This window comes from uncultured Nisaea sp. (assembly GCF_963974195.1).
Lineage (GTDB): Bacteria > Pseudomonadota > Alphaproteobacteria > Thalassobaculales > Thalassobaculaceae > Nisaea.
This window is the reverse complement of sequence record NZ_CAXBDC010000001.1, coordinates 102838-125230: the sequence shown is the minus strand read 5'-3', so window position 1 is coordinate 125230 and position 22393 is coordinate 102838. Positions and strand designations below refer to the sequence as shown.

Sequence of the window (22393 nt, the reverse complement as noted above, 5' to 3'; positions counted from 1 at the left end):
CATGTCCCGATAGACGAAGGTGGCGATGATCCAGGCATAGACGGCCGCGACGGCGGCTGCTTCGGTCGGTGTGAAGACGCCGCCATAAATGCCGCCCATGATGATGACGATCAGCAGCAGGCCCCAGGACGCGTCCTTGGCGCTGGCATAGATCTCGCCCCACCCGGCCCATTCACCTTTCGGCAGGTTCTTCCATTTCGCCATGATGTAGATCGCCGCCATGAGCGACAGACCGGCCAGAAGTCCGGGAATCACGCCGGCCAGGAACATCCGGCCGACCGAGACTTCGACGGCGGCGGCATAGACCACCATGACGATGGAGGGCGGGATCAGGATGCCGAGCGTACCTGCGTTGCAGATCACACCGGCCGCGAATTCCTTGGTGTAGCCAACCTGGCGCATGCCGGCGATGACGATGGTGCCGATGGCGACCACGGTCGCGGGCGAAGAGCCGGAGAGCGCGGCGAACATCATGCAGGCAAAGACACCGGCAATGGCGAGACCACCGGGGAAGTGCCCGACGCAGGCGATGGAAAACCGGATGATCCGTTTTGCCACCCCGCCCGTCGACATGAAGGAAGAGGCGAGGATGAAGAACGGGATCGCCAGCAGGGTGTAATGTCCCTCGAAGGCGCTGAACAGGGTCTGCGCAATGGAGGCCAGCGAGGAGTCCGAGAAGGCCAGCAGGAACAGAACGGATGACAGGCCAAGCGCGACCGCGATGGGAACCCCGATCAGCAGCAGCACGATAATGGCGAGGAAGAGAAGGGCGACTTCCATGGATCAGAGATCCTTCAGTTTTTTGGCGGCATCATCGACTGCGTCCTCGACTTCGTGGCTGGCAATCAGCCCGTCCATCCGGTCGCGCCAGATGGCGATACCGGCCATGACAAAGCGGAACAGCAGCAGCGCCATGGCAAATGGCAGAATGACGTAAGGCACAAGGCGGGGAACCTTTTCGTAGGTTTCACCCTCGTTGAACACGTCCTGCAGCCAGTCGAGCGGGCGGAAGCCGAGAATGTCCGGCATCGGCGTGTCCTCGGTCTCATACCAGCCCTTTTCGCGGAAGCTGTCCTCGAAGCCGAGCGGGAACCAGCGGCCATCGGTTGCCGGCAGGTTCGCGAAATTTGCCCAGTAATCCCAGGAGCCCTTCAGCAGCAGGAAGGCATAGACAACACAGACGGCACAGGCGAGGAGCGCCATGATCCGGCGCATCGGCTTCGACAGGCCTGCGGTGACAACGTCGACGCCCAGATGGGCGCGGACCTTGACCGCGTAGGCGGCGCCAAGCAGCACGAGCCAGCCGAACAGGAAGACGGTGACTTCAAGTGCCCAGAGGATGCCGGAATCAAAAACATAGCGTGCGATCACATTGGAGAAGGTGATCACGGTCATCGACCCGAGGATTACCGCTATCGCGGTTTCCTCAACCCGGTCGGAAAGGGGTTTTATCGTCATTGCGAGCCCCAGAAAATAAGCGCGGTGCGGAGGGAGGTCCGCACCGCGCGACAAGGCAAAAGTCCGAGCCGCTGCCTTGGAGTTAGTGTGTTGGAATTAGTTGGTCAGGCTGTTCGCAGCTTGTGCGGCGGCGATGTTGTCGGCGCCGACGTCTTTTTCGAACTTGGCCCAAACCGGCTTCATCACTTCAACCCAGGCAGCGCGCTGCTCCGGAGTGAGGGTGCGAACGATCCCGCCAGCCTTGATCACGGACTGCTTGGCAGCCTCGTTCACGGCGGTGGATTCCTGGTTCCGGGCTTCGGTGACCTCGGCAACGATCTTCAGGAACTGGTCACGCACGTCCGGCTTCAGGCTTTCCAGCCAGTCGACGGAGGTGACCAGCAGGTAATCGATGATGCCGTGGTTGGTCTCGGTGGTGCCGTCCTGAACTTCAAAGAACTTCTTGCCGTAGACGTTCGACCAGGTGTTTTCCTGACCGTCGACAACACCCTGCTGGAGAGCGCCGTAAACTTCGGAGAAGGCCATCTTCTGCGGGGTGCCGCCGATGGCTTCCATCTGGGCGACCAGCACTTCGGAAGACTGCACGCGGAACTTCAGGCCCTGCGCGTCGGACGGCAGCAGCAGCGGCTTGCTGGCGGACATCTGCTTCATGCCGTTGTGCCAGTAGGCCAGACCCTGCAGGCCACGGCGCTGCATGCTGTCGAGCAGGGCGTGACCGGCATCGGAATTCTGGTATGCGTCGACGGCTGCCACGTTCTTGAACATGAACGGCAGGTCGAACAGACGGAATTTCTTGGTGAACTTCTCGAACTTCGACAGCGACGGAGCAGCGAGCTGCACGTCACCCTGGAGCATGGCTTCCAGGACCTTGTTGTCGTTATAGAGGGTCGAGTTCGGGAAAACCTGCATGCAGGCCTTGCCGTTCATTTCTTCGTTCACGCGCTTTTCCAGCAGCGAAGCGGCGATGCCCTTCGGGTGCCGGTCGGAGTTGGTGACGTGGCTGAACTTGATGACAACTTCGCCATCATCGCAATTGGCGTAAGCGGCGCCAGGCGCAATAAGGGCGGCAGCCGCCAGAGCGGCGGCGAAAAACTTCTTCATTGTGTCCTCCCAATAGACACGCGGTTGAATCCGCATAGGCTGTTACATGAAAACCTCTGCCTCAATTCGGCAATCGTCAATTGGTCAAAATTATTTTTTCTTTAAAGTCAGTCACCTAACATCTGCTAAATTTCGGTCGAATTTGATTTGTCCGAATTTTCGGGCAAATTATCGTGGCAAATCACGGGCTCGAATATCCTTGCCGGGACCGTGCAGTTTGATCAGGTGAGATGTCCCGAACCAAAGCGATAGCTGCTGCTCTCTGTGCATTTTACGCCTTCGCGTCCATGCTCGCCGGCTGGCTGGTCTATAGCTATGCCTATAACGAGACGCTCGATCGCCTGGAAGAAAACGGCCTGATCCGGGTGCAGCAGGCGAGTGATCGGCTTATGGGGCAGCTTTCGGGCTATTCCTATCTGATCAATCTGCTCGCCAGACATCCTGAAATCATCCGCAGCGTCGTCACGGGAGCGGACAGGGGGCGGACCGGCGACATCCTTGTGGATGCGGTTCTGACCTATGGCGCCGACAGGATCACCGTCACGGACAGGGACGGGCGCGTGGTGACCTCGTCCGCTCCGGACACCGAGCCGGGTTTCGTACAGCAGACTGTTGGCTCCTCTCTTCTGCGCGCAGCGCTGAACGGCCGGCTCGGCTCGGAGGCCGCACTTGATGGCGATCGCAGGATGATCCGGTTGAGCCGGGGAGTCCTTGATGGCGGAGCGCCGGCAAAAGGGGCGATCTTTGTGACCATCGACGTGGCCTCTCTTGAATTCGAGTGGGGGGTTGATCCTGAAGCGATCTGTTTCTTCGACGAGACCGAAACGGTGTTTGCCTCTACCCGGCAGTCCCTTCTGATGCATCAGGACAAAAAAACGGGACGCGCGGACCCGCGCTTTGAAACTTTTCCGGAATATGCATCCGGCCGTGCGGGCGGGCATGAGATCTGGACATTTGCAAAACAGGCGCTTGCCCTGCCATTGCGGGCGCTTGTGGTGACGCAGGATCTTCCGCAGGTGAATATGGTGGCGCGCGGGTTTATCGATACCTCACCTGCCCGGACAGCCGCGATCCTGCGCGGCATGCTGACCACGACGCTGCTTGGAGCACTTGGGCTCGCCATTCTGATCGCCGCGCTCTGGCGACGGCGCATGGCAGACCGGCTGGCCATTGAAGCGGCGGTGAACACGCGTCTTGAGGAGAGGGTTGAACGCCGGACATCGGAGCTGAAAATTGCTCAGGACCAACTTGTCCAGGCTTCCAAACTGACGGCCCTTGGTGAAATGTCCGCTGGGATCAGTCATGAGCTCAACCAGCCGCTCGCCGCCATTCTGAACCTGTCGGAAAACGGCCGTAAGCTGCTTGACCGCAGCAGGCCCGGGGAAGCCGCGGATAATCTTGCCCAGATCTCGGGGCAGGTCCGGCGGATCGACAAGATCATCCGGAACCTGCGTGCCTTCGCGCGGAACGAAGGCGAGGGGGGCGAACCCGTGGATCTGGTCGCCGCTGTAAAGTACGCGATCACGCTTACATTGCCGTCGCTCGACAAGGACGGGGTCGCACTATCCTGGTCCCCGCCCGAGCGGCAGGTGCTGGTCGTCGGCGGAGAGGTGCGATTGCAACAGGTGGTGATGAATATCCTGACCAATGCGCAGGATGCGATGGCCGCATCGAACCCCAAGCGTATTGGCGTGACGCTGACAACGGGGGCGGGCCACGCGGTTCTGGACATTACCGATAGCGGGCCCGGTATTCCCGACCCGTCCCGGGTGTTCGAGCCGTTTTACACAACCAAGGAACTGGGAGCTTCGAAAGGCCTTGGCCTCGGGCTTTCGATTTCCTATGGGATCATTCGCAGCTTTGGCGGGACGCTTTCCTGCCGCAACGATCCGAATGGCGGAGCGGTTTTCTCCATTCGTCTTCCACTGACGGACAGGGCAGTGCAATGACCGGACAGGTATTGTTGATCGAGGATGATGACGCTCTGCGCCATTCGCTCGCGCAAACTCTGGAATTGGCCGATCTCACAGTGATTCCGGCTGGCGGTTATGTGCAGGCGAAACGCACGATCAGGGCGAACTTTCCGGGTGTGGTCCTGTCCGATATCAGGATGCCGTACCAGGATGGCTTCTCCGTGCTGTCGGCCGCTCAGGGCGCTGATCCGGGACTGCCGGTGATCCTGCTGACAGGGCACAGCGATGTGCCGACCGCGATGCGGGCCATGAAGGAGGGGGCCTACGAGTATCTGGAAAAGCCGGTTGGCACGGAGCGTCTTGTCGATGTGGTGCGCCGGGCCATCGCGCATAGGGATCTGGTGCTTAAATCCCGCCGGATCGAACGCGCGCTTGAACGCAGTGACGCGGCGGCCCGGAGTTTTCCGGGCTCTGGGCCTGTCTCGACAACTTTGCGCAAGGCTCTTCGCCGGGTCGCGGCAAGCGATTGCCATGTTCACCTGCATGGCCCGAAAGGGACGGGCAAGAAAGAAGCCGCCTTCGCCATCAACGCGCTATCGCCAGAGTCGCGTGCGTTTCTCACGCTGAATCTGCTGCATGCACCGGCTGATTCCGTGCGCCGTTTGCAACCGCCTGAAGGACCGGCGGACCTGTCGCTGAAAAGCGTTGAATGCGCCACACCGGAGCAGATCGCGGATTTACGCGCATTGCTGAGCCGGTGTCCGGAGCTGCGGGTCATATCCTCATCCGTCTCGTCGCTTGCGGAACTGGAGCATCTGGAGCCAGGGGCGGAAGGCGCGACGGTGGTGGAAATCCGGGTGCCGTCACTTGACGAGCGGCGGGACGATCTGCCGGAGATTTTCGAAAATTTTCTTCGGCTGGCAATCCGCAGTCTCGATGCGGATATGCCGGAGGTTTCAACGGCCACCCTGACGGGCATCATGACCCGTCCATGGCCGGGAAGTCTGCCGGAGTTGCGAAGCTATGCAATGACCTACGCGCTGGGAGCGCGGGTTCAGAGCGATGGTGCCGGTCAGGGAACGCTGGCGGAACAGGTCGAGGCGTTCGAGAAGATGGTCCTGACGGAGACTTTGAAACGCACCAACGGGAAGGCCGCCGAGGCTGCGCGAATGCTCGGACTGCCCCGCAATACGCTCTATGACCGGCTGGTACGGTTCGGGCTGTCTGCGAAAGATTTTCGGATAACCTGAACGGACGGACTTCCTGAAAACAAGAACCGCGGCCGATGTTCTGGCCGCGGTTTTTTTTACACTTCAGGTGTTGTCGTTGACTTCCCTTACAGAACCCAGCCTGTCGCTTCCATGAGAGTCGTCTTGGTGACGCCGACGAGGGTGACGGTGCCGCCGTCTGTCAGCTGGAGGGTGGTGGTGCCTGCCGTCTCCGTCCCGGATGTAACCTCTAGTCCCGGGGAGAAGGAGAGACTATCGGTGCCAGCCTGATAGTCGTTCACCGTCTCATTTCCTCCGCCAAACCCGAAGACGAAGGTATCGGCCCCGTCTCCGCCGACGAGCGTGTCGTCGCCATGATTTCCAGCGAGCAGATCGGCCCCGCTACCGCCGGAGATCAGGTCGTTGCCCTGACCGCCATAGAGCGTATCGTTGCCGAGATTGCCGTTGAGGGTATCGTTCCCGGTATTGCCGTAGACGATGTCCTCGTTCTGACCGCCGAACAGAACATCGTCGTTCTCGCCGCCGGAGAGGGTGTCGTTGCCTTTGTTGCCGTAGACCCAGTCGTTGTCGTTGCCGCCGAAGACCGTGTCTCCGTCCTGACCGCCATAGAGCGTATCCATGCCGCCACCGCCGAAGACATAGTCGGCGCCCTGGTTGCCGTAGGCGATATCCTCGCCCCAGCCGGAGCCAACGGAATCATTGCCCGCGCCACCGGCCAGCGTGTCGTCCTCGTCTCCGAGGGAGATGAACTGGCTGCCGCTGTCGCCGACCACATAGTTCTGCCCGGCGCCGCCGTTCACGGTCGCGTTGCCGACGATGGCGGCGAACTCGATGTTATTGAGCTGGACGGTTGATCCTGTCGGCAAGCCGGACGTGTCGATGACAAAGGCTTCGGAGCCACTGGATGATTGTCCGGTGATCTGCACAGTCTCGGGCGTCGTGCCGGTGCTGGAGAAGGAGATCGACCGGATATCGAGCGTCATGCCGGTGGATTTGGCGATGAAGGTCGAGCCATGTCCGTTCAGGAAGCCCTGATCGGTCGAGGATTGCTCCGTATTGACGATCTCGTTTGTCAGGGTCGTTCCGGCTGTGCTGTCGGGCTGGGCGGCGGAAGTTCCCGAATTGGTCAGCGAGACGCCGGTCGGCAGGGTTGCCGTGACCACGTTTCCGTTGCCGGTGTTGGAGACAAGATCGCCGGTCGCGGTGCTGCCGGTATTGTTCACCAGGGTGCGGCCGGTCGCCGTGCCGGAGACGTCCGCACTGGTCTGGTTGGTGACCGTCAAACCGGAGGAGCTTCCGCCAGAGGAGCCGCTACCGGAGGATGCCGCGGAAAAGGTGAGCTCTGTGGTGCTGCCGTTGAGGGTTGCACCGATGGTCATTCCGATGGCGCTTGTCCCGGCAATATTCAGGGTTCCGCTGCCGAGATCAATCGTGCTGCCAAGGGTGGTGCCGTTCAGGGCAGTGAGGTCTGTGCTGGTGATCGCGATGACGTCACCAGCGGCGAGATCGGAGATCGTGTCACTATTGAGGTTAGCTACAGTACCGGTGAAGGTATCGTTGCCAGCGCCGCCGAAATAGGTGTCGTCCTGGTTGCCGCCGCGCAGCACGTCATTGCCGTCGCCACCGAACAGCATGTCGCTACCAGAGAAGCCGGAAAGCGTGTCGTTGCCTGCACCGCCATAGAGCGTGTCGTTACCATCACCACCGGAGATGGTATCTGTTCCGCTTTCACCGTAAAGGACATCATTGCCCCTGCCGCCCCACATCCAGTCATTGCCGTCCCCGCCATAGGTGAGGTCATTACCGGAGGAGCCGATGGTGGTATCGTTACCGGTGCCGCCATAAAGCGTGTCGTCGCCATCAGCGCCTGACATGGCGTCATTGCCGTCCCCGCCGTAGATCAGGTCGTTACCGGTTTCTCCGTAGGAAAAGTCGTTACCGTCTCCGCCATAGAGAGTGTCTGCACCGCCGCCAGCATAGAGCGTGTCATTACCGTCATTACCATAAAGCAGATCGTCCCCGTCGAGAGCGCTGATCGTATCATTGCCGGCCAGGCCGCTGACGTCGTCATTGCCCGTAGTCAAACCATCGCCGGCGGCGAGCAGGTCATTGCCGGCAGTACCGGTCACACTTGCAAGGTGATGCGGATAAGCCGTGATGGCGGCTGCGGAAAAGGGCAAGAGGGCTGCGGGCAGGCCGTTCAGCTCCCAGCGGGTCATGCCGGTGGGAGCGCGTCCGACAAGGTCGCGGCTGGCGCAGACGGGAACGCCGAGCGCTGCGGTGAGGCCGGAGACGAGATTCGCACCGGCATCGCCCGCGCCGGTATGACAGCCATACAGCGCGAGGAAGGAAAGCGGTGCATCGTGCAGGGCATCGGTAACGGAGCCGATGGATTCAGCGTCAAGGCGCAGGTCTTCAACCGACATCGCACCCGGGACGCCGTGGCCCACCAGATGCAGGGAGGTGCGCTGACCCGTCTCGATCCAGATAGTGGAGAGAGCACGCCGGATGCGTTCCAGCATCGTACCAGGGCTGTTGCGCAGCACGCGGACATGGGACGGCAGCTCACGTAGAAGAATTGAGGATTCCGCTACATCAGGGGCAATCACCAGAAGGGCCGGGGCGATGCTGTCTGCCTGTTTGCTTTGAGCATGAACGAAGCGCGTGGAAAGAGTGCTGGCTTTAGCCATTCTGCCAAATCCTTTTGTGTTCAGCCGAAGCGCCGCCGGGCGCTTGGAGCAATTGAGGGAGGCCGGCTGAGCCGGTTATCAATTCCAAAATCAATCCAGGGTATGCCGCTGTCGACGTGCGTCGATGGGCTGTTTGTGGGCACGATATAAGACAATTATGAAAAAATGGTTACCGATAGTCTACTGATTTTTATTGATAGTATGTGTGTATTTTTAAGCTTTTTGATTTTTTTGGGTGCTGAGGTGAGTCGTAAATATACTTATAAGAATGGTGGTTTGAAAACGTCTATTAATCAATGGTTATTTTATGACAAATATTATTTATGGTTGTGATGGGCTTTAAAATTATTTAATATTTATAGTTTTAAATAAATTATATGTTTCAATTAATTAATGTTTTTAGTGCGTTAATGTCGGGGGAATAGGCCGAAACTCGACCGCTGTTAAATTCTCTCGAATACCTCAATTAATGGACGCATTCATGCAATGATCGTTGCTTGAGCAATTTGTGGTTTTTGCTGCTGTGGTGGTGAAATTTCAGTTAATTGTCTGAATTTATTTAGAAAGTTATGAATATAATATGGTGGTGTATTAAGGATTTGTTTGCCAAGGAAATCTGAGGTGGAGGTAGAGGTTTAGAGATTCAGCGGCGGCTCTTTGTCTTTCTTGGTCCAGCCGATCAGTCGGATCGCTGGGAATATCCATAGGAAGCCGGCAACCGGATAGAAAATCAGCTCGGCCAGCCAATGCTGCGGCAGTGCGTGGTTGGCGATGGTGACAACTGCCATGATATAGGCAAGAAGTCCGACAATCATGATGATGCCGCCGAGGGCTGTACGCCAGCGCATTGAGACGCTCCGTTCCGGTGAGACGCATCGATATGGCGCGGCATGGACAGTGTCAACCATTGCCAACCGGAGACAGTCGGGTGAAATTGTGGAGACTGTCTGCTTAATCATCCTGTTTGCGTCTCCCGCGTCGGTGCGAAGCGAGACTCTGATGCCTCTCCGGCCCTAAGGCCTGCCCTTTAGCGGACCCGCGCACCGAACCCGTTACGGACCTTTTCCGATGAACATGCTTGGCCACCCCATCGTCGCCCTGATGATTTCCGTCGCTTTCTTGTGGACGGCGAACGGGCTGTTTCACAGTTTGATCGGCCTGCGCATGAGCCAGGAGGGGTTTGATACGACGGTCGCGGGGCTGGTTACCGCCGCGTACTTTTTCGGCCAGCTTGTCGGTGCGGCTTTTTGCGGGCGAATTATAGAGAACGTCGGGCATGTCCGTTCGTTCGCGGCTTTCGCGTCGATTATCTCGGCCTGCGCGATTGCTCATGCGATTTTCGTCGATCCCTATTTCTGGTCGGTGCTCCGCTTCGCCACCGGCATCTGTATCGCCGGTGCATTGATGGTGGCCGAGAGCTGGCTGAACGGAGCTGTCTCGAACACACGGCGCGGCGGCATGCTCTCCATCTATGTCGTGGTGATCTATTTCGGCATGGCAGCAGGGCAGCAGATCCTGAACCTTTCGCCACCGACCAGTTTCATTCTCTACAGTGTGGCGTCCATTTTGTTCTCGCTTGCCCTGGTGCCGCTGTCCCTGGCCAGCCGGGCGACGGCGGGTGAACTGGCGCCGTCCCGTCTGAGCATGGCCGAACTTTTCAAGGTCTCGCCGCTTGGCATGATTTGCAGTTTCGCCAGTGGCGTGCTCGGGGCGGTTGTCATGGGACTGGGACCGATCTTCGGCAACCAGATCGGGTTTTCTGTTGCCGAAATCGCGACGATGATGACTGTCACCATGTTTGGCGGATTGTTGTTGCAATACCCGATCGGCAAGCTCTCCGACTTCTTTGACCGACGGACAGTGATTGCGGTTGTGCTCTTTGCCGTGGGCGGGGTGTCTCTTGCCATCGCGCTTCTGTTCAATGGCGGTACCTTCATGTTCCTCGGGCTGATGGTGGTGTTTGGTGGGCTGAACTTCGCGCTTTACCCGTTGGCCATCAGCCATGTGAACGACCATGTGGAGGCGTCGGATCTGGTGCCGGCGGCGGCGGGCATTCTGATCGCGGCCAGCCTCGGCTCCACCATCGGCCCGATCATTGCTGCCTTTGCCATGGATCGTGTTGGACCCGGCGGCCTGTTCCAGTTCACTGCCTTCATCGGTTTTTCCGTTGGCATCTTTGCGGTCTACCGGATGCTGCGCCGCCCGGCGCCGACCATGGAAGAGCAGGGGCCATATGTCGCCTATGCCCGCACCTCGGCTCTCGTCGCCGAACTTGACCCGCGTGGCGAGTTCATCGAGGAGGTCGAGCCGAACGTCATGGACGAGAACCTGCCGAAGGACTTTTCCTACGACGAAGTCATCGAGTCCGCGGTGGAAGGCGAGGCCGAGGAGTGGGTTCAGGCGAACTCTTCACCGTAATACAGCATGGAGACGTGTTTCGCTTCGGAGAAATAGAGCCAGCGTTCCACGACAACGCCAATGCTGCCGGAGATAGCCGCAATCAGAACCAGGCCGCCCGCCATGGTGCCGGAGCCGGGCATGGCGAGGACCGCAGCCAGCACGGCAACCGGGATCACCAGGCCGAAGAAGGCTGCAAGGCGGCGGAGCTTGATGGCGTGTTTCCGGCCAATCTTGTAGCCCATCTCGCGCATCACATAGGTTTCCGACGTTGTCGGTCCTTCGAGGAGCCGCACAGTGCCGAGGTTGGAGAGCCCGGTCGCGGTGCCGGAGGTCGCGGTCGGCGGCGCGTTGTCTGTCACGGCCCAGTAACGCCATTTGATGGCCCCTGAAAGCAGCAGGAAGCCTGCTGTCGGCAAGGCGATCGGCAGTAATTCTCCGCCGGAGAATGCGAGGATGGGCAGAATCCAGAGACCACCGGTGGCCATCGCCATGGCGAGATAGCCCGGCACGGTGAAGCCGTTATGCCAGCGCGGGATGGTCTTCAGGCTCTGATAGATCATCGCCGTGCAATAGACCGTGATCAGCGCCAGTATGGCGGCAACGGCTCCGGCCAGTATCCACGGACCATCGTTACGGCCCAGCAGCACCCATCCGGCGGCAAACAGCCCTGCCGGGATATAGGTCAGGATGGCGAGCAGACCCTCGCGGGAGAGCCAGGAGCTGCGCCACTGGCTCATCGCCCGCCAGGCCCGCTCCGGGTGTCCGAGATGGAAGGTGGAGCTCAGCAGCCCGGCTGTAATGAGGCCGAGGGCGAGCGGGAAGCCGATCCAGCCGATCAGAGGGTTGGCATCGCCAGTGAGGGCGGCATGTAGCGCAAGCCAGACCAGCAGGCCGTAACCGGCGCCGGAGGCGGTGGTGAAGAAGATAACGGAAAGGGCGGGATGCATCTTGCGGGCCTCAGCGGGAAAGCATGGTGTCGAGCCAGCCGAGCAGGCCGCTGGCGCCGGTGGTTGTTTCCGTCGCGGAATTCAGCGAGGGAACCCGTTGGGCAAGATCCGCGAGCCGTTCAGGCGCACCGAATTCATCGGCCTTGTTCCGGCGCGGGCGCGGCGGCAGATAGCGGTTCACCGGCTTGTAGCCCATCTCCGGCATCAGCTCGTAACCCTCACGCTCGGCCACCAGTTTCGATACATCGGAGTCCGGATCGCCGAGATCGCCAAAATGCCGGGCGCTGGCGGGACAGGTGGAAACGCAAGCCGGAACCCGGTCCTGTTCTTCAAGGTTCTCGTTATAGATCTTGTCGACGCAGAGGGTGCATTTCTTCATCACCCCCTCGGTTTTGTCGTATTCCCGTGCGCCATAGGGGCAGGCCCAGGAGCAGAGCTTGCAGCCGATGCAGAGATCCGCATTGACCAGAACGATGCCGTCCTCGGCCCGCTTGTAGGAGGCACCGGTCGGACAGACCGTGACGCAGTCGGGTGTCTCGCAATGCAGGCAGGAGCGCGGGAAATGCACCGTGCGGGCGTCTTCGCCTTCTCCGGCCTCAAAGGTATGGATGCGGTTGAACCAGACACCCCAGGCACCTTCGTCGCCATCTTCGGTGGCATCGTCGCTATAGGCGTTCCAGTCCGTCAGCGGTGCCGAATGGCCGCTGGTGTTCCATTCCTTGCAGTTCACGGCGCAGGCATGGCAGCCGACGCAGATATCGAGATCGATGACGAGGCCGAGTTTCTTGCCTCCGGCCGAGGCGGGTAGGGCTGTCGGAAGAGACGTCATTGGCCGCGCCTCCCCTTGTACTGGAGCGGCCCTTTCGGACGCTCCACCGTCGGCGCAGTCTTCAGGACCGGGAATTGCGGTTCCGAAACCGTCTCCGGCCGGTTATCTGCCGCTTTCTCGATCCGGACCCGAAGATCGTACCAGGCGGCCTGACCGGTGACCGGGTCCGCATTGGCATAGCGGTAGCCGTCCTTGCGCGCGGGCAGCAGCTCGGAAATCACGTGGTTCAGCAGGAAACCCTTGGTCGCTTCCGGCGCATCCTTGCCGAGGTTCCAGGCGCCACGGCGCTTGCCGATGGCGTTCCAGGTCCAAGCGGTGTCCGGGTTGACGCCTTCCATCAGTTTGACCGGCACCTTGATCTGGCCGTGATGGGAGGTGACATAGACCCAGTCTCCGTCCGCAATACCGAGCTTCTCGCCCTGCTCCCGGTTCATGAAGAGCGGGTTCTTGCCATGTAACTGGCGCAACCAGGCGTTCTGGCTGCCCCAGGAATGATACATCGCCGCCGGGCGCTGGGTGATCGCGTGCATCGGAAAGCTGTCGGTATCGACCTGGCTTTCCTCGAACGGCTGGTACCAGATCGGCAGGGGATCGAAATAGCGTTTGATCCGCTCCCGGTCCTTTTCCGGCGGCTGGTTGGCGCCATGCCCCTCGGCCGCCAGCCGGAACTGCTGCAGCGGCTCCACATAGAGCTGCATGATAATCTGGTTCGGCGCGCCAATGAACCCGAGGCGCGTTGCGGTTTCCAGATAGGTCTTGTTGGCGTGCTTGTAATACCGCTCTTCCGGCTTGAACTCGTGCCGCCAGAAGCATTCGTTCTCAACATAGCGCTTGAGCTGGTCCGGGTTCGGCGCACCCTTGCCGCCTTCTGTGCCGTCCGCGCCGCGCCAGCCCGCAAGCGGGCCGATGCCCGGTGCGCGCTCGTGGTTGGCGATATAATCGGGATAGCCGCCCGGATATTTCGCCGAGCCGTCCTCATGCGTCAGACCCGGCAGGCCGAGGCGGACGCCGAGATCTATCAGGACTTCCTGGAACGGCCGCACGTCCCGGTCCGGTGCCACGACAGGTTGGCGGATAGAGTCCGCCGCACCGTCCGCATCGCAGATCGGCCGGTCCAGCAGGGAGATGCAGTCCCAGCGCTCCAGGTAGGTGGTGTCCGGCAGGATCAGATCGGCGTAGGCCACCATCTCGGAGGCATAGGCGTCGGAATAGATGATCTTCGGAATACGGTATGCGTCGGTTTCCGGATCCTTGTCCGTCAGCTTCTCCATCGTGCCCTTGGAATTCATCGTCGAATTCCAGCTCATGTTCGCCATGTACATGAACAGGGTGTCGATCGGGTACGGGTCCTGCGCCCAGGCATTGTGGATGACCATGTGCATCATGCCGTGCACGGCCATCGGCGCATCCCAGGAGAAGGCCTTGTCGATCCGGGCCGGGTTGCCGGCATCGTCCACGAGGAGGTCTTCCGGACCCATCGGGAAGCCGAGCGGTGGGCCTGCCATGGGCGTGCCGGGCTTGATCTGTTCAGCGCGGCCCACAGGCTTCAGCGGTGGCGGGGCCGGGCGCGGGAAGGGCGGCTTGTAGCGGAAGCCACCCGGGCAATCGATGCTGCCCAGCAACATCTGCAGCATGTGCAGGGCGCGGCAGGTATGGAATCCGTTGGAATGGGCGGAAATCCCGCGCATGGCATGCATGGCGACGGGACGGCCGATCATCTTCTCGTGCCGGCGCCCGGCCCAGTCGGTCCAGGGCACGTCGAGGGTGATTTCCTGCTCGAAGGCGGCATGGGCGATCTCGGCGGCGAGCCGCTTGATCGTCGCTGCGTCGAGACCGGTCTGTGCGGCAACGGCGTCCGGTGCATAGGACGGATCGAGATAGCGCTCTGCCAGCAGCTTGAAGGACGGCACGGCTTTCCGCCCGTCCGGCAGGACATGCTCTCCGGCGAGATCCGGGGCAATGTCGGCTTCCAGTGCGGAGACCACCTTGCCGCAGCTCTTGTCGAAGGCGAGCGGGCGGCCCTCGGCGTCGCGGGCGAACAGGCCGTGATCGGCCGCGCCCGGATCCTGGATCACCAGCCAGGGCGCGTTCGTGTAGCGTACCAGGTATTGCAGATCGACCTTACCGGCGCGCAGCAGCTCATGCACCAGCGCCAGAATGAACAGTCCGTCCGTGCCGGGCCGGATACCGACCCACTCATCCGCGATGGCGGAATAGCCGGTCTTCACCGGATTGACGGAGACGAACTTGGCGCCACGGGTCTTGATCTGCCCGAGGCCCATCTTGATCGGGTTCGAATCATGATCCTCGGCGACGCCGAACATCATGAAATATTTGGTGTGCTCCCAGTCCGGCTCGCCGAACTCCCAGAAGGAGCCGCCGATGGAATATAGCCCTGCCGCCGCCATGTTGACGGAACAGAACCCGCCATGCGCCGCGTGGTTCGGCGTGCCGAACTGGCTCGCCCACCAGCCGGTCAGCGACTGGGACTGGTCGCGGCCGGTGAAGAAAGCGAGCTTCTTGGGATCGCTCTTGCGGATGTCGCCGAGCCATTCGGCGGCAGTCGCAAGGGCTTCTTCCCACTCGATTTCCTTGAACTCGCCACTGCCGCGCTCTCCGACCCGTTTCATCGGCTTGGTCAGCCGCGCCGGGGAGTAATGCTGCATGATCCCGGCGGAACCCTTGGCACACAGCACACCCTTGTTCACCGGGTGATTCTTGTTGCCCTCGATGTAACGGATAGTGCCGTCTCGCAAGTGCACTTTGATGCCGCAGCGGCAGGCACACATGTAACAGGTCGTGAACTTGGTCTCGTCGGAAATGGTTGGCGACGTATCGACTGTTTCAACCACCGTCTCGAACGGGTTGATGTTCATTATCTCTCCGGGGCGGGCAGGCCTGAACGGCTCAAAGGCTTATTAATTGCCGAGACAATAGCAGGGCCTGTCCGAAAAAGTCAGGATCGTAACAAGACTTTTTCTTCGATCCGGAATTAGTGGTCGATTTAACTCTGTCCGGGCGAACTCAGGTGACGGCGTCGATCTGCTCGTCGGAGAGGTTGCCGGGGACAATGGTGATCGGAACGCGCATCCGTCCGGCACCCTTGCCGGCCATGTATGTGACCAGCGGTCCCGGGCTCTCTCCCTGGGTATTCGCGCCCAGAACCAGCACGGAAATGCTCGGCTCCTCGTCGATCAGGTTGAGCAGCTCATCCCTGGTCGAGCCTTCCCGGACATAGATGATCGGGATCTGGCCGGAGATTTCGACCACTTGCTCGGAGAGTGTGCCGAGAAGGGCTTCCGCATCCTCCCGGGCTTCCTCGCGCATGATTTCACCGACACCCATCCAGTGCTGGAATTCCTGCGGTTCTATCGCGCGGAACAGGGCCACATGACCGCCGCTGTGGCGGGCACGGCGACAGGCAAAGCGCAAGGCGATCTGCATCTCCTCGCTGTCATCGACAACGACAAGGAAAACCCGGGGCTTCGATCCGTCCGTCAATTGGCTCATGCGCGTTCTGTCCGTTCTGCCAACACTGGTTCAGACTTTACGGAAAACCGCGGCGGCAAGCCAGCCCGCGGCGACAGCGATCAGGATTGCCGCCAATCCGTAAGTCGCCGAACTCTTGTGGGCGAAGTCATAGACCTCGGCACCGATACCGACTTTTTCGACCAGCAACGGTGTTGTCTGGGCATGTACGACACGGCCGTCTCGGATCAGATAGACGACGGCTGTATAGGTGCCGGTGGCAAGATTGGCCGGGAAATGCACCTGTGTCCGAAACAGCTTGCCGGCGATCACGGTAACGCGGCCCGGCTCGCTGGCATAAAGGCCCTGCACCTGTTTGCGCCGGATCAGAGCTTTCCGGAAGGTGGCCTCGTCTTCGGGCGGCACGCTTTGCTCGCCTCTCGCAGCGAGCAGTCTGAGATTGTCCGCGCCGATCTGTTGCCGTGCCAGAACTTCCGGCGCGGCTATTTTCTCCAGCGGCCGGTTGGAGGCGACGGTGTAGAAATTCGGAGCGCTTTTGAATTCCACGCTGCGGGTATTCATCCAGATCCCGGCAACGCGCTGCTTGCGCCGTACAGTGATCGACTCGCGCGGGCCGGAAACCGTGATGACAATGTCGCCATCATCGTCGACGGAGCCGAACAGAAGCAGATCGGCGCCTGTGAAGCCGGTGGTGATATCGACCCGGTGGCTGGATAGATCCGCGATCAGGTCCTGCGCATTTACCTTTTCTCCCGCGAGAAAGAGCAGGGCGATGATAACCGGCGCCAGCAGGCGGTGGGATGGGAAGAGCTGCATCGGACTAACCATTGTGCGACACGACAATGGAGTAGATGTCGTCCGGTGTTATGACCAGATCGAACGCAAGTTTCAGGCAAACAGCGACAACCATCAGGGCAAGCAGCCCCCGGAGTTGCTCGCCCTTGAGCTTGACCGCGAACTGGCTGCCGAACTGGGCACCGACAACAGCACCGATCAGCAGCAGGATGGCGAGCACGACATCGACGGTTTGCGTCGAGATGGATTGCAGGAACGTCACGTTGGCGGTCACGAAGATGATCTGCAGCAGCGATGTGCCGACCACCATGGAGGTTCGCATCCCCAGCATGTAGATCATCGCCGGCACCATGATGAAGCCGCCGCCGACACCCATGATGGCGGAGAGCACGCCGACAAAGAACCCGATCCCGAGCGGCAGCAGGGCACTGATATAGAGCTTCGATTTGCGAAACCGCATCTTCAGCGGCAGGCCATGCATCCAGGTATGCTGGTGCAATTTCCGGCGGCGTGCGCCGCTCTGCCGGACCTGCAGGATCGTGCGGACGCTTTCCAGCAGCATCAGGCTGCCGATCACACCAAGGAAAACGACATAGCAGAGCTTAATAACCAGATCGATCTGGCCGAGGCTTTCCAGAAACTTGAACAGCAGAACGCCGAGGCTGGAGCCAATAATGCCGCCACCGAGCAGGACGAGGCCCATCGTGAAGTCGAGATTTCCGCGCCGCCAGTGGGCGATGACCCCGGAAACCGAGCTGGCGACGATCTGATTGGCGCCGGTGCTGACGGCAACAGGGGCCGGAACACCGATGAAAATCAGGATGGGAGTCATAAGGAACCCGCCGCCGACACCAAAGAGGCCGGACAGGAAGCCGACGGCACCGCCCATCGCCAGAATGGTCAGGACGTTTACCGACATCTCTGCAATGGGCAGGTAGATGTACATGGGCCCCGCAGGGAGGATCAGGAATGAACCAGGTACCGGACAGCCACAATAGCAGCCAACCGAACGATTCCCTCTTTGATAACAGAAAAGTATGTAACGGGGCCACGACTTGTTTGTAGCGGTTCTAACTATCCTGCCGGCGGGGCCCTGTGATCGTTAAATCTTCCGTCAGGTCCCGAGGATTGCCCCGATCTCGGCTTTCAGGGCAACAAACCCGGGAGCGGTTCTGATACCGGCTGCGCGCGGCCGGGGGAGGTCAATGTCGATTTCCCGGAGAATGCGGCCCGGGCGGCCGCTCATCACCAGAACCCGGTCGGAAAGAAACACCGCTTCCTCGATGTCGTGCGTTACCAGAAGCGCCGAGATGCCGCGCTCGGCCAGAAGTCCGGCCAGCCAGACTTGCATCTTTGCCCTGGTCTGCTGGTCGAGAGCCCCAAAGGGTTCGTCCAGCAGCAACAGGTCCGGCCCGCCGGCAAGCGTGCGGGCCAAAGCGGCCCGCTGCTGCATGCCGCCGGAGAGAGCTGAAGGATAGAAGCTCTCAAAGTCTTCCAATCCGACCGCGCTGATCAATTCCGCCGTAAGCGTCGCGGTCTGCTTGCGGGAAAGGGCGCGGAAACGGGCTCCGAATGCGATGTTCCGTTCCACCGTCAGCCAGGGAAACAGCGCGGGTTGCTGGAACACCATGCCGCGCCGGGGGCTGGGGCCGGTCACCGGCTCACCGTCGAATGCAATATGCCCGTCGCGGAGCGGGACAAGCCCGGCGACCAGCCGCAGCAGGGTCGATTTCCCGCAGCCGGAAGGACCGACGATCGCCAGGAAGTCACCATCCGACAAAGAGAACCCGGCCGACCCAACCGCATGAACCGCCGTTGCCTCCGCCGCGCCAAAATGATGCTGGACGTTTTCCAGGTTTAGTTTCGCCACGATACGCAGTCCGTCCTTTTGGATTGGTGCTCGGCGCAAGAATGCTTTATTCGAAGCCTATAGTTAATGGGGCGCTGGAATATATTGTCTCTTGTGTCTGTTCTCGCACAGAGCACGTTTCAAATATGTCATTGAGTGCGTATCATAGGTTGAAGTTTCGGCGATTGTGCCGAAGGAGTCCTGAGCCATGTTAAGCGCTATCCTGCGGGCCATCGGCCTGTTCTCGAAAGACGAAAGACGTCAGTACGAACGCTATCCGGTCACCTCGCCCCTGGAGGTGACGGTGGAAGGCGTGGCGCATAGCTGCATCGTCGATAATGTTTCGGTCGGTGGTCTCCGGCTGGAGCCGCCAGTGGATGCGGTGCCCGGTGCTGAATTGACGATCCGGCATTCGGAATCGGGGCTCAATCTCACCGGACGGCTGATCGGCAACGATGCCACGGGCTCGCGTATCAGCTTCAATTCGGAGGAAGCCGGGGCGGTGGTCTCCGTCTGGGTGCGAATGATGCACGAGCAGCAAAGCGAGGCTCAGGCGCGCGCGGAGTGAACGGTTTGCGCTCCCTGGCGCGGAACAGCTAGTCCGCGGCGAGGTTTGAAAAGACCCTGCCAGCAACCTGATCGGGGCTTATTTCCACCATCCTTTCACTGCCGTACCGTAGTTCTCCGTAGGGAGTGATCGCGTCGATCCTGCTGTCCTCCATCATGGGAGGGGAGCCGCCGAACAGGCCGACTGACTGGACGCCAGTTGCAGCAGCCAGATTGAGAAACCCTGTATCATTGCCGACGGCCAGATCCGTCGCGGCGATGACAGCACCAGTTTCGAAAATCGGCAGGGTCAGAACGGGAACGATCCAGTCCGGCCGCCCGAAGCGTGTCTGCAAGCGGTCCGCAATATCGGATTCTCCGGGGCCGCCGATCAGGAAGATCGTCCCGCCGGTCTCCCGCCGCACCCGGTCGGCAAGCGCGCCGAAATTATCGGCACCCCATTGTTTGAAAGCCTCACTGGCGCCGATGATAAAGCTGAACCATGGCCGGGGCAGGGATGCGTATTGTTGCCGCGTTTCCTCCAGCATTGGTGCGGGAACCTGGATCTGCGGCATGCTCTCAAGCTTTGGTACGGAGTGGTTCAGCAGAAGCTGATTTGCCTTTTCAATCGCGGTAAAATTCTTGGCGTTCCGCGAGAGACTGTGCTGCGAGGTCAGGAAGGCGTCCTGCCAGCCGATGCCATATCCAGCCCTCTCCTTGATTCCCGCACGCCAGGTGGCGAGCCCGTATCGAGGGGAGGTGTGCAGGATCCAGACACTTGTGAAATCGTAGGGCCGGAGCGCGGCACCCAAGAGGAAGCCGCCGAGTGGCCCGCGATCCCGCTTCTCGTCCAGCCACAGCACATCCCGCACGCAATCCATATGCTGGAAGAGCGAGTCCGCCCGCGAGCGTTTCTTGGTCAGCAGTGTGACCGTCTTTTCCTTGGTCTGCGCGGCAATGCTTTTCAGGTGCGGGAGATGCCAGATCGCGTCGCCGATGCCGGGCAGCGGCTGGATGACGAGCGTACCGCCAATGGGGCGTGGGTTGGCTCCGGCGGTTTCAGCTTCCACGTCTCACGGCTCCCGAACTGGCTGCGCTTGCGGTCAGGTCCCGGCTACACCACAATGCGCCTCGTTGTCACAAGCTTTTCCGATATTTGGATGATCAGACTTTATCAAACCATGGCAGGCGCGCGCCACGGCGGCGCCGAAGTGTTTTTCGAACGGCTGACATCCGCCATGGCAAAGCCTGAGCGCGGCACGGCCGTGACACAGCGCGTGGCAATCCGCCGGGATGAGCGCCGGGCGGATATTATGCGCGCGGCGGGAGTCGATTTCACCGAGTACGGTTTTGGCGGGGCGCTTGATTTCCTGACGCCGTGGCGGCTGAAAAAGGATATCCGCTCCTTCGCACCGGATGTCGTGCTGGCCTGGATGAACCGGGCCGCCTCGAAAACCCCTCCGGGCGACTATATCCGGGCGGGCCGGATCGGTGGTTATTACGACATCAAATATTATCGCGGCTTCGATCATCTGATCTGCAACGCGCCGGGTCTGATCGATCATGTGACGGGGCAGGGCTGGCCGGCAGAGCGGGCGCATTACCTGCCGAATTTTGTCGATGCGGCGCCGGGCAAGGTTCTTGACCGCACCGCGCTTGGAACTCCGAAGGACGCGCCTCTGCTTCTCGCTCTCGGCCGGTTGCATAGAAACAAGGCGTTTGATGTCCTGATCCGGGCTCTTTCCAGGGTGCCTGATGCGCATCTCTGGATCGCCGGAACGGGTCCGGAAGAGGCGGCGCTGAAGGCGCTTGCAGCAGAGCTTGGTGTCGGCGCGCGCGTTGTCTTTCTTGGCTGGCGGGACGATACGGCGGACCTCTTGGCCACCGCCGACATTCTGGTCTGTTCCAGTCGGGTCGAAGGACTTGGAAATGTCGTCATCGAAGCCTGGGCGCGGGACCGCCCGGTGGTGGCCGCGCGGAGCGAGGGGCCGGTGCATTTGATCCGCCATGGCGAGACCGGTCTGCTGGCCGATCTTGAAGATGCGGACGGGTTGGCCGCTCAGTTGAGAACGGTGATTGCCGACACGACGCTGGCCGCCTCACTCGTTGCCGCGGGACGCGCCGAATATGAAGCTAAATTCAGCGAAGACACGGTGGTGCGCCAGTATCTGGAATTGCTCTCGTCATTCCGGCGCTAGTACGACTCATTTCAGGTGAATTTGCGGAACAGTTTCGTTCTGTCGAAGAGCTGCTCGAGCGTCTTCATCCGGTCCCGGGTCTCCTCCCAGCGCTCTGTCTGCACGGCGGCGATCAGAGCTTCCAGAATGAACATAATGACGACCGAGCTGTCCCAGGCCGACGGCGCCTCGATCCTGGCGCGGAAGCCGTGGCTGGCATGTTTCGCGGCGGGTGAGCCCCACTGATCCGTGAACAGCACGAGCTGTGCCCCCTGTTCGGTCGCCATTTCGGCGAGCCGGTGGGTGTCGTGCTCGTAGCGCCGGATGTCGAACGCCACCAGCACGTCTCCTTCCGTCATGTTCAGCACATAGTGCGGCCAGGTGTTTGAATTTGGCGGGATCAGCGTCACCCGGTCGCGAATAACCTGCATGTGGGTAAAGAGATAATCCGCCATGGAACGGCTGATGCGGCCGCCGACGACATAGATGTTGCGGGCCGGGTCGGCGAGCAGATCGACGACCGCATCGAAATCCTCGAGATCCAGTTGCTGCAGCGTCTGGCGCAGATTGTCCGTCACCGCGTCGGCAAAGCGGTTCAGGATATGGGTGTCCGGCGCGTTCGCGGCCCAGCTGTCGTGCTTGGTTATGGGGCTGGAGAGCGTTGCTTCCAGTTCGGTCCGGAGGGCGGTCTGCAATTCCGGAAAGCCGCCATATCCCAACTTCCGGGCCATCCGGGCGACGGTGGGAGCGGATACTTCCGCCGTTTCAGCCAGTGCGGTGATCGTGCCGAGGCCGGAGACAGGGTAGTTATCGAGGATCACATTACTCAGTTTGCGCTCCGCATGCGTGAGCGTTTCAAACAGGCGGCTGATGCGCTCCGCGACAGTCCCTGCTGAGATTTCCGACATTTGATCCTCCCGGCTGGCGCTTTGACGCCATTCTTTGCTCTGAAAATAATGCTACATTCTGA

General features: G+C 60.6%; 19 protein-coding genes. 5 read left to right on the top strand and 14 right to left on the bottom strand.

Features of this window, described 5'->3' with window-relative positions; translation table 11 throughout:
- From AAC126_RS00625 to AAC126_RS00615, 3 genes are all read right to left on the bottom strand, one after another.
- The coding region (locus tag AAC126_RS00625; protein ID WP_339848812.1) for a TRAP transporter large permease subunit at positions 1-780 on the bottom strand (780 nt) is incomplete at its 3' end.
- 3 nt (positions 781-783) lie between these two features.
- The gene (locus AAC126_RS00620) at positions 784-1458 is read right to left on the bottom strand and encodes a TRAP transporter small permease (RefSeq protein ID WP_339848809.1); all 675 of its coding nucleotides are present in this window, start codon (positions 1456-1458) and stop codon (positions 784-786) included.
- 96 nt (positions 1459-1554) lie between these two features.
- On the bottom strand, positions 1555-2559 hold the full coding sequence (locus AAC126_RS00615; protein ID WP_339848806.1) for a DctP family TRAP transporter solute-binding subunit: 1005 nt from the start codon (positions 2557-2559) through the stop codon (positions 1555-1557).
- 230 nt (positions 2560-2789) lie between these two features.
- Between AAC126_RS00615 and AAC126_RS00610 the strand changes: the two genes are divergently transcribed.
- A complete protein-coding gene (locus AAC126_RS00610; protein WP_339848803.1) occupies positions 2790-4508 on the top strand; it encodes an ATP-binding protein in 1719 nt (572 codons plus the stop codon).
- Complete coding sequence (locus AAC126_RS00605) at positions 4505-5722, top strand: response regulator (RefSeq protein ID WP_339848800.1); 1218 nt, start codon at positions 4505-4507, stop codon at positions 5720-5722. The genes AAC126_RS00610 and AAC126_RS00605 overlap by 4 nt, the downstream gene beginning before the upstream one ends.
- Positions 5723-5808: 86 nt before the next feature.
- On the opposite strand, the gene AAC126_RS00600 is transcribed toward AAC126_RS00605, so the two are convergent.
- Together AAC126_RS00600 and AAC126_RS00595 are read right to left on the bottom strand one after the other, a co-directional pair.
- A complete protein-coding gene (locus AAC126_RS00600; RefSeq protein ID WP_339848798.1) occupies positions 5809-8391 on the bottom strand; it encodes a DUF4347 domain-containing protein in 2583 nt (860 codons plus the stop codon).
- 635 nt (positions 8392-9026) lie between these two features.
- Positions 9027-9239 (bottom strand): DUF2842 domain-containing protein, encoded by a 213-nt coding sequence (locus AAC126_RS00595; protein ID WP_339848795.1) that lies wholly within the window; start codon positions 9237-9239, stop codon positions 9027-9029.
- Positions 9240-9459: 220 nt separating this feature from the next.
- Between AAC126_RS00595 and AAC126_RS00590 the strand changes: the two genes are divergently transcribed.
- A complete protein-coding gene (locus tag AAC126_RS00590; protein WP_339848791.1) occupies positions 9460-10809 on the top strand; it encodes an MFS transporter in 1350 nt (449 codons plus the stop codon).
- On the opposite strand, the gene AAC126_RS00585 is transcribed toward AAC126_RS00590, so the two are convergent.
- From AAC126_RS00585 to AAC126_RS00555, 7 genes are all read right to left on the bottom strand, one after another.
- Positions 10788-11738: a DmsC/YnfH family molybdoenzyme membrane anchor subunit gene (locus AAC126_RS00585; RefSeq protein WP_339848789.1), complete on the bottom strand. Its 951-nt coding sequence runs from the start codon at positions 11736-11738 to the stop codon at positions 10788-10790. The genes AAC126_RS00590 and AAC126_RS00585 overlap by 22 nt on opposite strands.
- Before the next feature lie 10 nt (positions 11739-11748).
- Positions 11749-12567 (bottom strand): 4Fe-4S dicluster domain-containing protein, encoded by an 819-nt coding sequence (locus AAC126_RS00580; RefSeq protein WP_339848788.1) that lies wholly within the window; start codon positions 12565-12567, stop codon positions 11749-11751.
- A complete protein-coding gene (locus tag AAC126_RS00575; RefSeq protein WP_339848786.1) occupies positions 12564-15443 on the bottom strand; it encodes a molybdopterin oxidoreductase family protein in 2880 nt (959 codons plus the stop codon). The genes AAC126_RS00580 and AAC126_RS00575 overlap by 4 nt, the downstream gene beginning before the upstream one ends.
- Positions 15444-15591: 148 nt before the next feature.
- Positions 15592-16077 (bottom strand): universal stress protein, encoded by a 486-nt coding sequence (locus AAC126_RS00570; RefSeq protein ID WP_339848785.1) that lies wholly within the window; start codon positions 16075-16077, stop codon positions 15592-15594.
- Between the two features lie 30 nt (positions 16078-16107).
- Complete coding sequence (locus tag AAC126_RS00565; RefSeq protein WP_339848783.1) at positions 16108-16872, bottom strand: TIGR02186 family protein; 765 nt, start codon at positions 16870-16872, stop codon at positions 16108-16110.
- A 4-nt stretch (positions 16873-16876) separates the two neighbouring features.
- Entirely contained in the window at positions 16877-17797 is a 921-nt protein-coding gene (locus AAC126_RS00560; RefSeq protein ID WP_339848781.1) for a sulfite exporter TauE/SafE family protein, read from the bottom strand.
- 168 nt (positions 17798-17965) lie between these two features.
- A complete protein-coding gene (locus AAC126_RS00555) occupies positions 17966-18721 on the bottom strand; it encodes an ABC transporter ATP-binding protein (protein WP_339848779.1) in 756 nt (251 codons plus the stop codon).
- Positions 18722-18908: 187 nt separating this feature from the next.
- Here AAC126_RS00555 and AAC126_RS00550 point away from each other — a divergent pair, with 187 nt between their 5' ends.
- Positions 18909-19268, top strand: coding sequence for a PilZ domain-containing protein (locus AAC126_RS00550; protein WP_339848778.1), 360 nt, complete (start codon positions 18909-18911; stop codon positions 19266-19268).
- A 28-nt stretch (positions 19269-19296) separates the two neighbouring features.
- On the opposite strand, the gene AAC126_RS00545 is transcribed toward AAC126_RS00550, so the two are convergent.
- Positions 19297-20316, bottom strand: a complete 1020-nt coding sequence (locus tag AAC126_RS00545) for a glycosyltransferase family 9 protein (protein ID WP_339848776.1) — start codon at positions 20314-20316, stop codon at positions 19297-19299.
- 90 nt (positions 20317-20406) lie between these two features.
- On the opposite strand from AAC126_RS00545, the gene AAC126_RS00540 reads away from it, so the two are divergent.
- Positions 20407-21444 carry a glycosyltransferase gene (locus AAC126_RS00540; RefSeq protein WP_339848773.1) on the top strand — a complete coding sequence of 346 codons (1038 nt, stop codon included), beginning with the start codon at positions 20407-20409 and terminating at the stop codon, positions 21442-21444.
- 11 nt (positions 21445-21455) lie between these two features.
- Here the strand turns inward: AAC126_RS00540 and AAC126_RS00535 are convergent, their stop codons facing one another.
- On the bottom strand, positions 21456-22331 hold the full coding sequence (locus AAC126_RS00535; RefSeq protein ID WP_339848771.1) for a MurR/RpiR family transcriptional regulator: 876 nt from the start codon (positions 22329-22331) through the stop codon (positions 21456-21458).
- Between the last annotated feature and the right edge of the window lie 62 nt (positions 22332-22393).

What these genes read in the sequence shown, in the direction of transcription:
- AAC126_RS00550 (WP_339848778.1), top strand. Translation starts at nt 18,909, where the DNA reads ATGTTAAGCGCTATCCTGCGGGCCATCGGCCTGTTCTCGAAAGACGAA.
- AAC126_RS00575 (WP_339848786.1), bottom strand. Translation starts at nt 15,443, where the DNA reads ATGAACATCAACCCGTTCGAGACGGTGGTTGAAACAGTCGATACGTCG.
- AAC126_RS00615 (WP_339848806.1), bottom strand. Translation starts at nt 2,559, where the DNA reads ATGAAGAAGTTTTTCGCCGCCGCTCTGGCGGCTGCCGCCCTTATTGCG.
- AAC126_RS00540 (WP_339848773.1), top strand. Translation starts at nt 20,407, where the DNA reads ATGATCAGACTTTATCAAACCATGGCAGGCGCGCGCCACGGCGGCGCC.
- AAC126_RS00535 (WP_339848771.1), bottom strand. Translation starts at nt 22,331, where the DNA reads ATGTCGGAAATCTCAGCAGGGACTGTCGCGGAGCGCATCAGCCGCCTG.
- AAC126_RS00595 (WP_339848795.1), bottom strand. Translation starts at nt 9,239, where the DNA reads ATGCGCTGGCGTACAGCCCTCGGCGGCATCATCATGATTGTCGGACTT.
- AAC126_RS00600 (WP_339848798.1), bottom strand. Translation starts at nt 8,391, where the DNA reads ATGGCTAAAGCCAGCACTCTTTCCACGCGCTTCGTTCATGCTCAAAGC.
- AAC126_RS00560 (WP_339848781.1), bottom strand. Translation starts at nt 17,797, where the DNA reads ATGTACATCTACCTGCCCATTGCAGAGATGTCGGTAAACGTCCTGACC.
- AAC126_RS00585 (WP_339848789.1), bottom strand. Translation starts at nt 11,738, where the DNA reads ATGCATCCCGCCCTTTCCGTTATCTTCTTCACCACCGCCTCCGGCGCC.
- AAC126_RS00590 (WP_339848791.1), top strand. Translation starts at nt 9,460, where the DNA reads ATGAACATGCTTGGCCACCCCATCGTCGCCCTGATGATTTCCGTCGCT.
- AAC126_RS00580 (WP_339848788.1), bottom strand. Translation starts at nt 12,567, where the DNA reads ATGACGTCTCTTCCGACAGCCCTACCCGCCTCGGCCGGAGGCAAGAAA.
- AAC126_RS00605 (WP_339848800.1), top strand. Translation starts at nt 4,505, where the DNA reads ATGACCGGACAGGTATTGTTGATCGAGGATGATGACGCTCTGCGCCAT.
- AAC126_RS00620 (WP_339848809.1), bottom strand. Translation starts at nt 1,458, where the DNA reads ATGACGATAAAACCCCTTTCCGACCGGGTTGAGGAAACCGCGATAGCG.
- AAC126_RS00610 (WP_339848803.1), top strand. Translation starts at nt 2,790, where the DNA reads ATGTCCCGAACCAAAGCGATAGCTGCTGCTCTCTGTGCATTTTACGCC.
- AAC126_RS00570 (WP_339848785.1), bottom strand. Translation starts at nt 16,077, where the DNA reads ATGAGCCAATTGACGGACGGATCGAAGCCCCGGGTTTTCCTTGTCGTT.
- AAC126_RS00565 (WP_339848783.1), bottom strand. Translation starts at nt 16,872, where the DNA reads ATGCAGCTCTTCCCATCCCACCGCCTGCTGGCGCCGGTTATCATCGCC.